This is a genomic window from Burkholderia sp. YIM B11467 (genome assembly GCF_052952715.1).
This window is the reverse complement of the sequence record NZ_JBQVSQ010000002.1, coordinates 746,366-761,644: the sequence shown is the minus strand read 5'-3', so window position 1 is coordinate 761,644 and position 15,279 is coordinate 746,366. Positions and strand designations below refer to the sequence as shown.

Genomic DNA, 15,279 nt, shown 5'->3' with positions numbered 1-15,279 from the left:
GCACCGGTCTGTTCGAAAGCGTACTCACGCTCGGGATTCGCGCGGGAGGCAGGGGGCGGCGTGGCCGCGCGCGGGCCCCGGGAACGCTGCAATGTGCGGTAGCACACACCGCCGGTGCAGGTGCCTTTTCATAATTGATCCATCCCGGCGGGCCGCGGCGATGCACCGTTGTTTGCGCGTGGGTTCAAGCGGGGCGGCCAATCCGGTGACGGCAGCGTGCCTTTGCATGCGTGCCGGACGGTCATGCTGCACTGCGGGGAGCGAGTGCAACCCCCACCGATTTCGCGCCTGGCAACGGCGGTTCGCCGGAGAATGGCGTGCACGAGAAGCGCGCATCCCGTGGTGCGTCGGCACCATGAACGTGACGCGCGCCGCGACATGGTTGATTACGACGTGTAACGGAAGAGCGGGCCGCGCGCCGTCGCGACGCGCCATGGCCGTGCGGCGGCACGCGCGATTATGCGATGCATGGAATGCGGTGCCGGCCTTTTTCGGGGATTTCGGTGGAATTCGCGGGCAATCGACGGCGCCAATCTTGCGGAAAAGTAGTATTTGCCACTGATTGACGGGAATGGTTAGAGATAATCAAATCTCAGTGGTCAAAGGCACAAAGTACGGGGCGACCGCTAGCGTAACCGGCTGAATCAGGATTATCTTTTGGTAACACGACCATCTTGAAGCGGGGTGTAAATTCAGGAGCGGATGTAATGAGGCGGTCATTCCGGAAGCGGGTTGGCCGCCATTCGGTTCAGCATCGGGCGCGACTGTCGTGTACGACGCGACGCACATGCGGACGGAATTTCCGTTTGCCGACGTGCCCCGCCTGACGGCGGGTCGCATCAAAGCCGGAACGTCGTGGCTTCCGCAGCCGCGCGTTCCGTTCGAGTTCGATGACAACGAGGCCGGATAACATCCGGCTCGACCTCCGGGGGCTCTCGCCGTGTGCAGTTTCGATCTTCGCCAAAGCTGCGGAAACGCGGCGCGGACAGGCGGCCATGCGCCGCCGGCCGCAGCGCACGCGAACGGTTCGCGGAGTGGAGAAAGTGATGGTTCGTTATGAATATGCCAATAACGCGCGATAAGAGCGCCGGCGCGGGGAGCGGTAACGGGCAGCGTCCGCTGATTTACTGGACGCAGTCGCCGTCCGTCATGCTGCGAAAGGAACTGGCGCGACGGGACTGGAAAGTCTCGATCGTCGCGCAGGCGAGCGAGTTGCGCGACACGTCCGGTGAAATCACCTGCGGCATCCTCGACCTGAGCGGCGGTCATGCCGATGCGATCGGCAGCATCGCGTCGACCTGCGCGTCGATGCGCGATGTCGTCTGGGTCGCGCTCATCGACGTCGGCCAGACCGCGTCGCCGAACGTGCGCGCGCTGTTGCGCGACTATTGTTTCGACTACGTCACGTTGCCCGCGTCGCACCAGCGGATCGCCGATACGGTCGGCCATGCGTACGGCATGGAATGCCTGTTCGCGCGGGATCGTGAACAGCTCGAATCGGAAGAGAAAGGCATCGTCGGCACCTGCAGCGCGATGCTGCGGCTGTTCGATACGGTGCGGCGTTTCGCGCGCACCGACGCACCGGTGTTCGTGTTCGGAGAAACCGGAACCGGCAAGGAACTGACGGCGGTCGCGATCCATCGTCATTCGGAGCGGCGCAACGGCCCGTTCGTCGCGGTGAACTGCGGCGCGATTCCGCCACACCTGCTGCAATCGGAGCTGTTCGGTTACGAGCGCGGCGCGTTTACCGGCGCGAACGCGCGCAAGATCGGTTATGTCGAGGCCGCGAACGGCGGCACGCTGCTGCTCGACGAGATCGGCGACCTGCCGCACGAGAGCCAGGCGAGCCTGCTGCGCTTTCTGCAGGAACGCTCGATTCATCGCCTCGGCGGCAGCGATCCGGTGCCGGTCGACGTCCGGATCGTGTCGGCGACGCACGTCGACCTGCGCGGCGCGATGGAGGAAGGGCGCTTTCGCGCGGACTTGTTCCACCGTCTGTGCGTGATGCGCATCGACCAGCCGCCGCTGCGCGCGCGCGGCAAGGACATCGAACTGCTCGCGCATCACATGCTCGAACGCTTCCGCGGCGACGCGCGCCATCGCGTGCGCGGCTTCTCGACGGATGCGATCACGGCCCTGTACAAGCACGACTGGCCCGGCAATGTCCGCGAGCTGATCAATCGCGTGCGCCGTGCGGTCGTGATGACGGAAGGGCGCCTGATCACCGCGCAGGACCTCGAACTCGAATACTGTCTCGACGCGGCGTCGCCGTCGGTGGCCGACATCCGCAAGTCGATCGAGCGCGAGGCGATCGAAACCGCGTTGCTGCGCACGCGCGGGCGTGTCGCGGCTTCGGCGCGCGAGCTCGGCGTGTCGCGCGCGACGCTGTATCGCTGGATGGAGGCGTACGGGATCGAGCGGCCGCGCGGCACGGGCTCGTCCGACTGAGATTGGACTGGCGACGCTCGCGGCGGCCGCGAGCGTCGCGTCAACCGGCCTGCGTGGCGCGCACCGTTCGCGCGGCGTTCACGGCGCGGATTTCGACAACGGGCGGCACATCGGCGGCGGCCGGATGCTTCCCGGCATCCCCTGCAATTTCCAGCGGAACGAGCGCGACCCGCGCCGGCGTGCCGGGCGCGAGATGGAACCAGTCGTCGCGCGGCATGAAGCCCGGCGCGTCGATCTGCACGTGGCGCGCGACGTGTCGCGTGTCGATGTCGACGTGCCACGTGTCGCCGCTACGCGATACGCACGCCTCGATCCCGAGTTCGCGGCGTGCCAGCACGGCCGAATGCGTGCGGGACGGGAAATGGAACGCCTGCGACAGCAGCGTGCCGTCGTCGGCGCGCAGCGTCGCGACGACGGTGTCGTGTTCGCACGGCCCGAAGCGGTACGCATAGGTCCAGTCGAAGAAGCGGCCGAGCAGCTCGGCCGAGCCGATCCGCACCGCGTCGTGTGCGGCGATCCGCACCGGGCAGCCGGCCCGCGCGACCGGCGTGCGGCCGTCGCGCAGCGCGACCAGCTCGAGCGCCGCCGACAGCGGCGCCGGGTGCTCGTTGACCACGTGGACGTCGAGCCCGTTCAGACCTTCGTCGACGAGCAGCACCTGCACCGGCTGCAGCACCTGGCGCAGCGCATACCACGCCGATTTCGGCCGGTGCGCGGCGTCGATCACGCCCCATCCGGCGCCCGGCATCACGTCCTGGAACTGCCACACGAGCGCGCCGGCGCAGCGCGAGCCGGTGCGCCGCCATTCGGAAAACGTCTCGCGCATCAGGTCCGCGATCACCGCGCGCGACAGCTCGAAGTAGCGCGCCGGATCCTCGCGACGCAGCCGGTCGGGTGCGACGTCATAGAGCGTCTGCAGATAGTGGTCGCGGATGTCGTCGAAATCCCACGACGTGCCGGGGTCGCGCGGCACGGCCGCCTTCCAGCGCGGCTCGTGCACGCCGGGCCAGCCGAGCTCGGCGAGCGTCGCGTCGCACGGCACGTTCGCGAACGCGAGGCATTCGCTCGCGAAGCGCACGTCGGCACGGCGCGCGTCGTCGAGCGGGCGCAGGTACGCGCCGACGCCGTAGTAGTGCGACACGCGTTCGCGCGGCATGAACGGCAGCACGCCGCCGTCGGGCGAATCGGGCACGTACGGGACGTCGGGGCGGCGCGCGGCCGCCAGGCCGGCCAGCCGCTCGGCGGTCAGCTCGACGAAGCGCTGCTTCGGCCCGAGCCCCGACATCGCGGCCTGTTGCGCGATCTCGCTGCCGCCGCACAGCACCGCGAGCGACGGCGACGCGCCGTGACGCGCGAGGAACTGCCGGGCTTCACGGTCGATGTTGTTCGCGAAGCCGGGATCGTCGAGCGCGTAGTCGAAGTTCGCGAACATGAAATCCTGCCAGACCAGCAGCCCGAGCCGGTCGCACCACGCGTGGAAGGCGTCGGCCTCGTAGGTCATCGTGCCGCCGACGCGGATCATGTTGAAGCCGGCGTCGCGCGCGAGCCCGAGCAGGCGGCCGTAGGTCGCGTCGTCCGCGTGCAGCGCGAGCGGTGCGGCGCTGCTCCAGCACGCGCCGCGCGCGAACACCGGCACGCCGTTGATGCGCAGCCCGAAGCCCTTGCCGTCGGCGCCGGCGTCGACCTCGATCGTGCGAAAGCCGGTCGAGCCGAGCGGCCGCCGCTCGTCGCCGATGTGCAGCGCGATCTCGTAGAGTGCCGGCTCGCCGTGCGTATGCGGCCACCAGCGGCGCACGTTGGGTACCGCGACGCTCGCGCGCAGCCGGTCGGCGCCGGCGCCTTCGAGCGTCGCGTGGTGTTCACCGCACGACAGCCGCGCCGCGAGCGTATCGGGCAGCGGCGCGGAGAACGTCAGCTCCGCGTCGAGCCAGCCCGTGTCACCTTCGATGCGCGCATGCAGGTCGCAATCGACCAGAACGGGCCCGGCGGCCGGATCGAGCACGTCGACGGGCCGCCACGGGCCCGCCGGCACGTACGGCGGAAACCACCCGGGCATGTGTCCGAACAGCGAGGTGCGGACCGTGCGCAGCGCCGCCGGCTCCGCGAGCCGCGTGCGCCAGCGCGCACGGCGCGGCGCGCGCGTGTCACGCAGGTGCGGGGCGAGTGCGCGGAAGCAGAGGATCAGCCGGTGCGTGCCGTCGAGCGACACGGTAACGTCGTGCGCGACGAACATGCTGTCGGAGCTGAGGAGCGGCGTGTCGTCGAGCCATGCTTGCGCGAGCGTCGCGAGGCCGTGAAAGCGCAGCACGCGCGGCCCGCGTCCGCGCAGCTCGATCCGGTACCAGTGGTCGCGTTCGTCGAGCGTCCCGGCTTCGTCGAGCCGCCCGGCGAGCGCGAGCGCCTGCGCGACCGTGCCGGGCACGGGCGCCGCGATCCAGCCGTCGCCGGCGGCCGGGAGGTCGCGCGGTGCCTGCGCGGCGCCCGCGGCCGTTGCCAGCATCGACCATGCGGGCAGGGCACGCGCGCGCGTCACCGCATGACCGGCACGGGCGCCGCATCGCTGCGCACGGGCGTCATGTTCCGAAGCGGCGCGCCGATCTGCCGCGCGCAGGCGACGAGGTCGGCATACGCGGTCTCGATCGCTTCGAGCGTCGAATCGCCGCGCTCTTCCTTGCCGCGCGCGCAGGCGCGCGCGAGCCGGAATTCCAGCACCATCGCTTCGGACGCGATGCGCTCGCATGCGGCGCGGATCTCGGCGAACGGCCCGACGCAGCCGCTGGCCTGCAGCCAGCGCGCGTAATGGCCGAACAGTTCGAAATTCGCGCCGAGCTGCCGCACCGAATTGAACGAGTACGCATGGAAGCGCTCGAGCGGCGAATCGGCGAGCGTGCGCGCATCGGTCTGCAACTGCCGCCGGAAGGCCGCGATCGGATTGACGACCGGCAGGCGCCGCAAGTGACGCTGCAGCGCGCCGAGCGACGCTTCGCAGAGCGCGCGCTCGTCGAGCGGCGCAAAACGCCGCTTCGCGCATTCGACGTACGGCGGCAGCGTCATCGTCGAGCTGTCGCCGACGAGCCCGTTGTAGTCGAAATCCTCGGCCACGTAATAGCCGCTGTTGTGGAAATAGCCGATCTGGTGCTTGTCGCGGTCGATCGCATCGATGCCGATCGTCGTCTTCGTGTGTTGCGTGCGATAGCTGCTGCCGCGCGTGTCGGGCAGGAACCACGCGTCGACCTCGACGATCATCAGGTGACCGCGCGCGACCTGCGTTTCGATGTGCTGGTCGAGCGGTTCGTAGATCGAGTGTTCCTGCACGACGACGCCGTAGAGCCGCTCCAGTTCGTCGTGGGGAAACTTGAAGAACGTGAACTGGTCGCCCTCGAAATCGAGCGCGATCGTAAACGGCAGCGCCGCGTACGGATTGAACCCCCACCACCGGAGCACTTCGAGCCACATGTCGACGTAGCAGTTGGTCTGCTTCCAGACCATCTCCTGACTGTGCAGCGGGTGCGGCCGGTAGTGGCGCGCGCGGTGGCGCACATCCTCGAACGACGCGTCTTCGCCGTCGCGGGACACGAACCTCATCGCGTGCCCCACAGCACGTCGCGGACTTCACGCGGCCATGCGTCGAGGTCGAAGCCGTGATGGCGGAACAGCGCGAGCGTGAGCCGTTCGAGGCCGAAACCGACGCAGCCCGTATGCGCGACGTCGCCCGTCGCGGTGCGGATGTCCCACAGCAGGCCGAAATGGTCCATGTGGTAGTTGAAGCTCAGGCACGCGGTCTGGCGGTCGTCGTGCTCGATCGGGATCAGCAGCTCGAACTTCAGGTTCTGCTCGCGCTGGCTGTTCGCGACGATCTTGCCGCCGCGCCCGAAGAACGGGTCGTTTGCGAGATCGATCGCGTTCGGCAGGCGCAGCGCCTCGATCATCCGCGTGCCGCGTTCGATCCAGGTCTCGCGGAACGCGACGATCTGCTCGGGCGTACCGATCCGCACGAACTCGCGCATCCGGAACAGCTGCATGCGGGTCGGGTCGAGCGACGGCTCGTGGCGGAAGCAGTACGAGAACACGTCGACGATCCGGCCGTCGCCGGGCAGCGCACCCGCGCGCGCGACGACCGGATAGACGGGGTAGCACGCGGCCGGCGTCATCACGACGTAGGTCGGCTTCTGGTTTTCGGTCCAGTCGTCGCCGCGATCGAGGCACTGCAGCAGGCGCTGGTGCTGATGCTCGTCGCCGCAGAACGCATGCACGCTGCCCGCGAGCTGCGGAAAGCTCTTCATGTACTCGCTGCGCTCGAACTCCAGGCGGCTCATCGCCGGCGGAAAGCGCAGCACTTCGGCCTGCTGGTCGGCGCCGACGCGCGTGACGAACGCGTCGAGCGCTTCCACGACGCGCTCGAATCGTTCGCTGCGGCCGAACAGGCCCTGGATGCCGGTCGAGACCAGCAGGCCCGCATCGATCAGCGCATCGCGCAGCGGGTTGACGCCCGCGCGGTCGAGCGGTGCATCGGCGGGAGCGGAGGCGGCGGAAGGCACGGCGAGGCGATCGTTCACGTATGTTTCTCCAGCGTCGCAGGACGCAGCGCGAGCAGCAGGCTCGCGGTGTTGGCGGCAATGCGGTCGTTGCTGATCATCAGCGGCGCCGCGTACAGGTCGCGAATATGGCGGCCGATGCTGAACGGCGTGCCTTGCTTGTAACCGGCCATCCCGCAGATCATCATCGCTTGGTGCGCGACTTCCAGCGCGGTCGCCGACACGTAGGTCTTCAGCGTGTTGATCTCGGCGGCCCAGGCCATGCCGGCCGACCACGAACGGGCCGACGCGTTCGCATAAAGGTGCAGCACGTGGTCGACGCGGGTCTGCATCGCCTGCATCAGCGCGAGCGATTCGGCGATGCGCCGCGCCGCGGGCGACGGCGCGCCGTCGGTCTGGCGTGCCTGCGCGCGGAAGAACTGGTGCGCGCGGTGGAACGCGTCGCCGGCCACGCCGATCCATACCGCGGCCCACAGGATGTGCGAGACCGGCACCATCGTTTCCTCGGCGATCTTCGCGAACGGCACGGGCAGGCACTGGACGGTGGCGCCTTGCGCATCGAGCGCGAAGCCGTTGCTGCACGTGCCGCGCATGCCGAGCGTGTCCCATTCGCCGCGGCGCGTGAGCGTATAACCGTCGCGCAGCAGCGTGACGAGTACCTGTTCGGAAGGCGGCGCGTCGGCGTCGCGTCGCGCGGTGGCCAGGATGCCGTCCGCGTAGTCGCCGTACGAGATCGTCGGCGCGGATTTGCGCAGCCGGAACTCGCCGCCGTCGGTTTCGAGCGCGCACTGGCTCGCGCGCAGGTTGCCGCCGACGCCGTCTTCCGACGTCGCCGACGCGAGCAGCCACTGGTGGCGCACGAGCTGCTGCAGGAACAGCTTGTGCCAGCCCTGGTCGACGGCGTGGTTGACGATGCAGGCGACCTGGATCTGGTGCATCGCGAACACCATCGCCGACGATGCACAGGCCTGGCCGAGGATCGAGCAGGCGGATGCGACGTCGGCCAGCGATGCGCCGGCGCCGCCCAGATGGGTCGGCACCATCGCGCTCAGGAGCCGGCGTGCGCGCATCGCCTCGATCGCCTCGACGGGGCAGCGCGCGTCGCGATCGACCGCATCCGCGTGCTGCGTGGCGATCTGCGCAACGGCGTGCGCGGCCTCGTCGAGCCGATGCGCGTCGCTGTCGGCCGCGAGTTCGGGAAGCAGCCCGCTCATGCGGAATGCTCGGTGCGTTGGAGTGTGGCGATCGTGTCCGCGAGCGCATCGATGCTGCGGAACAGGTTGCGGTTCAGCATCTCGTCGGGAATCTCGATGTTGAACTGCTTTTCGATCGCGAGCATCAGCTGGATCGTATCGAGCGAGGAGAGGCCCGCTTCGTAGAGGTCGTCCCCGTCGCCGATCGAATCGATCGCGGCTTCGAGATGGGCGACGTGCCTGAGGATGGTTCTGATTTCGTTTTTCACGTGCTGCTCCGGCGTGCGTGGTGTCGTCCGCTCGGGCAGACGCGCGCTATGCGCTGACATCCCCCCGGCAGTCCGGCATCAGTAGACCATTGGCAGGCACGGCGTTCTGTTCGCCACCCTACAATCAGCTAACCCTGATTCAGCCGGCGCCGCAGCGTCGCGCCGATCGGGCACACCGATCAGACGCGCGCCGCGGCCGGCACGCCCGAATCGGCCGACAGGATGCGCTTCATCTCGTCGCGCACGATCGCGCGGCAGCCGCACGACATTTTTTCGAGGCCGTCGAGGTCGGCCAGCTCGATCGAGCTCCGGTATTGCCGGATCAGGCCGAGCTTCTGGATTTCGCCGGCGGCATCCGTCACCGTTTCCCGCCGCACGCCGAGCATCTGCGCCAGCATGCTGTGCGTCACCTGGATCTCGATGCTGCGCGTCCGGTCATACGCCAGCAGGAACCATCTGCATAACTGATGTTTGAGCACGTGATGACGGCTGCAGAACGTGATCTGCGATACCTGCGCCATCAGCAGCCGCACGCAGACGAACACCAGATGGCGGATCACCGGCGACGCATCGAATGCGGCGGCGAATACACGCCGGTCGAGCCGGTAGACGAAGCCGTCGCGGCAGGCGACCGCACGGCAGGGCATCCGGCCGCTGCCGCCAATCACGTCGTCGCAGACCACGCTCTCGCTGCCGATTTCGGCGACCTCCAGCGTCATGCCGCCGGACGACACGTACTGCAGCGAAATCGCCGTCGTGACGGGCAGGTAGACCGCGGCCAGCATCTCGCCGGGTTCGCAGAGCACTTGCCCCGATTTCAGATGGACGAGTTGAAGGTGGGGGACCAGCGTGGCGAGCTCGTCCCGATCGATGGCCGCGAGAAACCGGTTGGCATCGAAGCTGTGGGAAAGCTCGATCATGCCGTTCGCGTGCGCGACGGCGTCAAGGGCCTGGAGAGTCACGGCACATCCTCGTAGGGTGGCGGTCGCGCGTCGTCGCGGCGATACCCCGTAAAACGGGATTTCGCACGATCGTGCGGACTTGTGTTCATCGAAAATAAAATGACGATTCTGGCGAAAAGGCTAACACGCAATTGAATTAAAACAATTGCACCTTGCGTCATCTCACAAAGTTTGACGATTGGGATTGAGCGCAAACGTTATATGGATTTAATGATTCATTTCCGCGAAATTAATCATCCGGAAACGGAATGACAGGCCGGCGAACCATTCGATGTCGAACGGGAATCAATCGCGCGACGCAGCGCATCGTGCAGCGAAAAGTGCCGGGCGCACATTGAACACTATTTGACAAATGCTCGAGCAATGAAAAATTGGTCATATGGATCAATGGCTTGCGTGCGATGTGTGCGATGGCGTACAGATCCGGGAGTTAGTGTGCAGATTCAAATTTGAGACAGTTTCAAACGTGTGTCTGAGGCGTGGGGTCGCTGCGGAGCGCCGCCCAGCACATCACGGAAACAATTGAAAATCGGCTGTAAGTATTTGAACGATAAGCCTCGCAGGCTCCGAAGCGACTGCTCCAGCACGACGTGCGCGATTTGATCAGTCGAATGGCGAGCCGGGTCCTTTGCACGGAAGAGTGTCCGTCGCACGGAAGAGTGTCCGGAAATGAGACGCTTTTTTTGCTTTTAGACGGCTAATTCGATCGATCTAAATCGGACGTGATTCATATATTAAGGATGGGCGGGTATTGGCACGTAAATCGCTTATTCGGGCTGGCGTGTCGAAACGGGACGGTCGATTCAATCCAACGGCAACAAGCCAATGGTCAATCGGATTCAGGGTTGTGGGCCGCAACCACTGTCAACGTCCGGGCGCGCATCGCGATAACGAGTTCCGTGCACGCGGCTGCAGGCTGCACGGACAATAAAAGGATACAGACATGCTTCATCTTCACTCGAGCTACTCGGCGAATGCCATCCTCGATGCCCTCCCGGAGGACAGCATCCGCGCCATCGCACCACACCTCGAACTGGTCAGGATCAAGGCCGGCATGCTTGACCGGGTCGGCGAGCCGGCGCGTCACATGCATTTCCCGACGACGGCGATGATGTCGGTGCAGCACCTGATGGAGGACGGTGCGATGGTCGAGGTGGCGGTGGTCGGCCGCGAGGGCGTGGTCGGGCTCGCGACGCTGGTCGGCGGCGCCGCGGCGTCGAGCCGGATCGAGGTCCGCATCGGCGGGATGGCGTATCGCGTGCCGAGTTGCGTGATGCGCACCGAATTCGAGCGCTCGCCGGCGACCTACCGGCTGCTGCTCAACTACTGCCAGGCGACGATGGCGCAGATTTCGCGCAGCGCGCTGTGCAACCGGCATCACTCGGTCAGCGAGCAGCTCAGCCGCTGGCTGCTGCTGGCGCACGACCGTATCGACGGCGACGAGCTGGCCGTCACGCAGCAAACCATCGCGAACATGCTCGGCGTGCGGCGCGAGGGTGTGACGGAAGCGGCCGGCAGCCTGCAGGAAGCCGGGCTGATCCGGCAGCGCCGCGGCCGCATCACGGTGCTCGACCGCGACGGTCTCGAACATCACGCATGCGAATGCTACGACCTGATTCGCGCCGACTATCGCCGGTTGCTCGGCACGCGCGGGAATACGAGGCCGACGCCGGTTCGCCCCCGCCTGCCGGAGGTACGTTGCGGATTCCCGGCACATGGTGCGTGACGATGCAGTCGATGTCCGGTGGAACGAATGCGATGCGGCGTGCCGCGATCGCGGCGGCCGACGTCGTGCTCGTGCTGGCCGGCGCGCTTGCAGCGCAGGCGGCGTCGGGCCTTGCCTGGCGCGAGCTGTCCGACGCGCAGCGCGGCGCGATTGCGCTGCTGTGCGTGCTGACCGCGGCGCTGCTGCCGCGCTACCTGCGCACCGTGCGCGGCGGCATGGCGGCGCAGGGCGGCGTGCACGCGCTGACGCAGACGATGGTTGCCGTCGTCTGCGCGAGCGTGCTCACGGTGGCCGGCACGATGTGGATCATGAACCGCGGCGGCACGGTCACGACCCGCTGGATCGTGCGCACGGTGCTGGCCGGCGACGCGGCGCTGCTGCTCGGCCGCGCGGTGCTGCTGGCACTCGCGCTGACGCGTGACGACCCGCGCGCGCGGCAGCGCCGCGTCGCCGTCGTCGGCGCAACGGCGTACGGACGCGTGGCGATCGAACGGATGCAGCTTGCGCCGAATGGCCCTTTCGTGGCGGCGTGCGTATTCGACGACGACGCACAGGCCGCCGCGGGCGGCATCGGCGGCGTGCCCGTGATCGACGACTGGAACACCTTGCGCGACCTGATTCGCGGCGGCGAGATTGACGAGGTGTGGCTCACGCTGCCGATGTCGCACGAGTGGCGGATTCAGCGCATCGTGCGCGAGTTGCGCGACGAATTCGTCGAATTGCGGCTGTTGCCCGACGTGCGGCGGATGGCAGTGATCGATCGCTCCGCGACCGACGTGCTCGGCATGCCGGCGATCAATCTCGCGACCACGCCGCGCTCCGCGCCGGAGCTGTGGGCGAAGTTCGCGTTCGACCGGCTGTTCGCGGTCGGCGTGCTGATTCCGTTGCTGCCGCTGCTGTCGATGCTGGCGATCGCGGTCAAGCTGTCGTCGCCGGGGCCCGTGCTGTTCAGGCAGCGCCGCAAGGGCGTCGACGGCCGCGAGTTCAACATCCTGAAGTTCAGGACGATGCGCGTGCATCGCGCGCAGCCGGGCGTCGTGCGGCAGGCGTCGCGCAACGATTCGCGGATCACGTCCGTCGGCGCGTTCCTGCGGCGCACGTCGCTCGACGAGCTGCCGCAGTTCTTCAACGTGCTGTTCGGGCAGATGTCGGTCGTCGGCCCGCGTCCGCACGCGATCGAGCACGATGACTTCTATCGGCAACTGATCGACAGCTACATGTACCGCTACCGCGTGCGGCCCGGCATCACCGGGTGGGCGCAGGTGAACGGCTATCGCGGCGAGACGCGCAAGGTCGAGGCGATGGAAGCGCGCGTGAAGTTCGATCTCTTCTACATGCAGAACTGGAGCTTCTGGTTCGACATGAAGATCATCCTGTTGACGGTCGTGCGCGGTTTCACCGGGCGGAATGCTTTCTGAGGATTGCGAATCATCCAGGAAGTGGTGCGTCGTGTGAAAAGCCGCCAACGAACGGGTTGGCGGCGGTACGAGTGTGTCGAAGGAAGCCTGCGGTGGCGCAGCGAATTGCTGCACTGCAGTTGCGCCACCGGGCTTCCCGGCACACATCGAGCGTGGCGATTTCGCGTCGGTCCCCAGTTTCCGCGAGCGTGTCGCGCGCGTCGACGGCCCGCTGATTCCCGTCAACACACACGTGTTCAATGGGTTTATCCTGCATCGAATGCGTTCGGCGCTTCACGTGTCCGGGCGTGCATCCGGGCGCGGCGGCGCCGGTCTTGCCATGCCCGCCGCACACCGGCGCGACACCGCGCGCCGCATTTCCGCGCGGAACCCGGAACAGGAGAGATGGCCATGGCGCTCGACCAACAACAACGGCGGACGCTGCAACAGCGCCTGAACGAGAGCGAGTTGACGTTGCGTGCGGAAATCCGCACGAGCGAAGACCAGCGCGCGTCGGAATCCTATGCGGACCTTGCCGGCGCGGCGCCGGACGAGGGCGACGAGGCAAACGCGGACCTGTTCGTCGACGTCGACCATGCACTGATCGGCATGAAGCTGACCGAACTGCGTGCCGTCGGTCGCGCGCAGCAGCGGATGCGCGACGGCAGCTACGGCGAATGCATCGACTGCGATGCACAAGTCGCCTACGCGCGCCTGCTCGCGCGTCCGACCGCCGAACGCTGCACGCATTGCCAGTCGATCTACGAACGACGGTACGCCACGACACCACGCGCATCGCTTTGACGTGACGGCCGCCTGCGCGCTGCACGTGCTGCGCGGTCGGCGTACGATGACGAACGGGCGCCCGGCGGCGTCGACATGCGGCGCCGGGCAGGCAGATGCCGTCGCGCACGCGCACGGTGTCATCCACGTGGAGGGGAGCCACGCCGATCATGCCGATCCGCAATGCCGAGTGCGCGGCCGTGTTCGCCGAGATCGCCGACATGCTCGAGATCCAGGGCGCCAATCCGTTCCGCGTGCGTGCGTACCGCAATGCCGCGCGGACGATCGCCGACTACGGGCGCGATATTCCGGCGATGGTCGCGAACGGCGACGATCTCGGGAAGATTCCGTCGATCGGGCCCGACCTCGCGTCGAAGCTGCGCGAGATCGCCGCGACCGGCACCTGCGAACTGCAGCAAACGCTGCGCCATGCGCTGCCGGGCGCGATCGTCGAACTGCTCGAGGTGCCGGGGCTCGGCGCGAAGCGCGTGAAAGCGTTGCATGACGCGCTGCACGTCGATTCGCTCGAACAGCTGCGCACCGAAGCGAAGAGCGGGCACGTGCGCGAGCTGCCGGGTTTCGGCGCGAGAACCGAAGCGCACCTGCTCGACGCGATCGACGAGCGCTTGCGCGATCCGCAACGTTTCCTGCTGCCGGATGCCGCGCACGCGCTGATGCCGTTGCTCGAACGGCTGCGCGCGGTTGCAGGCGTCGGCAAGGCCGTGCCGGCCGGCAGTTTTCGCCGTCGCCGCGAGACGGTCGGCGATCTCGACATCCTCGTTACCTCACGCGATCCGGTCGCCGTCGCCGACGCATTCGTCGGCTACGGCGACGTGGCGCGCGTGCTCGCACACGGCAAGACGCGCTCGAGCGTCGTGCTCGTCAACGGGTTGCAGGTTGACCTGCGCGTCGTCGATGCCGATGCGTTCGGCGCGGCGCTCGTCTACTTCACGGGATCGAAGGCGCACAACATCACGCTGCGCAGGATCGCGCAGGCCGGCGGGCTGAAGATCAACGAATACGGCGTGTTTCGCGGCGACGAACGGATTGCCGGCGCGACGGAGGCATCGGTCTACGAAGCAATCGGGCTGCACGAGGTACCGCCCGAACTGCGCGAGGATCGTGGCGAGATCGACGCGTCGCGCGCCGGCACGCTGCCGGTGCTGGTCGAGCGCAAGCACGTCCGCGGCGACCTGCATGCGCATACCGACGCGTCGGCCGGCCGCGACAGCCTGCGCGCGATGGCCGATGCGGCGCGCGCACGCGGGCTCGCGTATCTGGCCGTCACCGACCGGACGCCGCCTACCGGCGGCGGCCGCAACGCGTTCGAATGGCTCGCGCGGCAGCTCGACGAGATCGATCGCGTCAATGCGTCGTTCGACGATTTCGTGCTGCTCAAGGGCGTGGAGGCCGGCATTCGCGAAGACGGCAGCCTCGACGTGCCCGATGCGATGCTCGGCCGGCTCGATCTCGTGGTCGGCGCGGTACGCGACGGCTTCGACCTGTCGCGCGACGCGCAGACCGAGCGCATGCTGCGCGCGATGGACCATCCGCATTTCACGATGCTCGCGCACCCGACCGGCCGCATGCTCGGCGAGCGCGACGCATGCGAACTCGACCTGCCGCGTGTGATCGCACAGGCCGCGGCGCGCGGCTGCTTCGTCGAACTCGATGCGCAGCCGCGCCGGCTCGACCTGCCGGACATCTGGTGCCGCGAGGCCGCGAAGGCCGGGGTGCCGGTGGCGATCGGTTCGGATGCGTGCAGCGCGGATGAACTCGACAATCTCGCGTACGGGGTCGATCAGGCGCGACGCGGCTGGCTTACGCGGCAGGACGTGCTGAACACGCGCACGCTCGCGCAACTGCGGCCGCTGCTGGCGCGCACGATGGGGGCGGGCGGCGCGTCGAAGCGCAGCCGCTCGAAGGGTGCGTGAAGGCGGCTGGCAGCGCGTGCCGCCAGCCGTGC

General features: G+C 67.6%; 11 protein-coding genes. 5 read left to right on the top strand and 6 right to left on the bottom strand.

Annotation, left to right across the window (positions count from 1 at the left end; all coding sequences use genetic code 11):
• The first annotated feature begins 1,056 nt into the window (after positions 1-1,056).
• Entirely contained in the window at positions 1,057-2,448 is a 1,392-nt protein-coding gene (locus ACTRWB_RS10560; RefSeq protein ID WP_164992106.1) for a sigma-54 dependent transcriptional regulator, read from the top strand.
• A gap of 40 nt (positions 2,449-2,488) precedes the next feature.
• On the opposite strand, the gene ACTRWB_RS10555 is transcribed toward ACTRWB_RS10560, so the two are convergent.
• The 6 genes from ACTRWB_RS10555 to ACTRWB_RS10530 all read right to left on the bottom strand — a co-directional run bounded on the left by ACTRWB_RS10555 (position 2,489) and on the right by ACTRWB_RS10530 (position 9,407).
• A complete protein-coding gene (locus ACTRWB_RS10555) occupies positions 2,489-4,981 on the bottom strand; it encodes a glycoside hydrolase family 2 protein (RefSeq protein WP_446901851.1) in 2,493 nt (830 codons plus the stop codon).
• Entirely contained in the window at positions 4,978-6,033 is a 1,056-nt protein-coding gene (locus ACTRWB_RS10550) for a DUF1839 family protein (protein WP_446901850.1), read from the bottom strand. The genes ACTRWB_RS10555 and ACTRWB_RS10550 overlap by 4 nt, the downstream gene beginning before the upstream one ends.
• On the bottom strand, positions 6,030-7,004 hold the full coding sequence (locus ACTRWB_RS10545; RefSeq protein WP_193100696.1) for an amino acid--[acyl-carrier-protein] ligase: 975 nt from the start codon (positions 7,002-7,004) through the stop codon (positions 6,030-6,032). The genes ACTRWB_RS10550 and ACTRWB_RS10545 overlap by 4 nt, the downstream gene beginning before the upstream one ends.
• Positions 7,001-8,197, bottom strand: coding sequence for an acyl-CoA dehydrogenase family protein (locus tag ACTRWB_RS10540; protein ID WP_193100695.1), 1,197 nt, complete (start codon positions 8,195-8,197; stop codon positions 7,001-7,003). Before ACTRWB_RS10540 ends, ACTRWB_RS10545 begins: the two co-directional genes overlap by 4 nt.
• Positions 8,194-8,445, bottom strand: a complete 252-nt coding sequence (locus ACTRWB_RS10535) for an acyl carrier protein (RefSeq protein ID WP_129517227.1) — start codon at positions 8,443-8,445, stop codon at positions 8,194-8,196. The genes ACTRWB_RS10540 and ACTRWB_RS10535 overlap by 4 nt, the downstream gene beginning before the upstream one ends.
• Before the next feature lie 179 nt (positions 8,446-8,624).
• Positions 8,625-9,407, bottom strand: a complete 783-nt coding sequence (locus tag ACTRWB_RS10530) for a Crp/Fnr family transcriptional regulator (protein WP_446901849.1) — start codon at positions 9,405-9,407, stop codon at positions 8,625-8,627.
• A gap of 943 nt (positions 9,408-10,350) precedes the next feature.
• Here ACTRWB_RS10530 and ACTRWB_RS10525 point away from each other — a divergent pair.
• The 4 genes from ACTRWB_RS10525 (at position 10,351) to polX (ending at position 15,247) form a co-directional block, all read left to right on the top strand.
• Positions 10,351-11,133 carry a Crp/Fnr family transcriptional regulator gene (locus ACTRWB_RS10525; RefSeq protein WP_129517228.1) on the top strand — a complete coding sequence of 261 codons (783 nt, stop codon included), beginning with the start codon at positions 10,351-10,353 and terminating at the stop codon, positions 11,131-11,133.
• Positions 11,134-11,144: 11 nt separating this feature from the next.
• Entirely contained in the window at positions 11,145-12,551 is a 1,407-nt protein-coding gene (locus ACTRWB_RS10520; RefSeq protein WP_446901848.1) for an undecaprenyl-phosphate glucose phosphotransferase, read from the top strand.
• A 390-nt stretch (positions 12,552-12,941) separates the two neighbouring features.
• Positions 12,942-13,334 (top strand): TraR/DksA family transcriptional regulator, encoded by a 393-nt coding sequence (locus ACTRWB_RS10515; RefSeq protein ID WP_129517231.1) that lies wholly within the window; start codon positions 12,942-12,944, stop codon positions 13,332-13,334.
• Positions 13,335-13,483: 149 nt separating this feature from the next.
• Positions 13,484-15,247, top strand: coding sequence for a DNA polymerase/3'-5' exonuclease PolX (gene polX, locus ACTRWB_RS10510; RefSeq protein ID WP_446901847.1), 1,764 nt, complete (start codon positions 13,484-13,486; stop codon positions 15,245-15,247).
• Positions 15,248-15,279: the final 32 nt, after the last annotated feature.

What these genes read in the sequence shown, in the direction of transcription:
- ACTRWB_RS10560 (WP_164992106.1), top strand. Translation starts at nt 1,057, where the DNA reads ATGAATATGCCAATAACGCGCGATAAGAGCGCCGGCGCGGGGAGCGGT.
- ACTRWB_RS10525 (WP_129517228.1), top strand. Translation starts at nt 10,351, where the DNA reads ATGCTTCATCTTCACTCGAGCTACTCGGCGAATGCCATCCTCGATGCC.
- ACTRWB_RS10520 (WP_446901848.1), top strand. Translation starts at nt 11,145, where the DNA reads ATGTCCGGTGGAACGAATGCGATGCGGCGTGCCGCGATCGCGGCGGCC.
- ACTRWB_RS10550 (WP_446901850.1), bottom strand. Translation starts at nt 6,033, where the DNA reads ATGAGGTTCGTGTCCCGCGACGGCGAAGACGCGTCGTTCGAGGATGTG.
- polX (WP_446901847.1), top strand. Translation starts at nt 13,484, where the DNA reads ATGCCGATCCGCAATGCCGAGTGCGCGGCCGTGTTCGCCGAGATCGCC.
- ACTRWB_RS10540 (WP_193100695.1), bottom strand. Translation starts at nt 8,197, where the DNA reads ATGAGCGGGCTGCTTCCCGAACTCGCGGCCGACAGCGACGCGCATCGG.
- ACTRWB_RS10515 (WP_129517231.1), top strand. Translation starts at nt 12,942, where the DNA reads ATGGCGCTCGACCAACAACAACGGCGGACGCTGCAACAGCGCCTGAAC.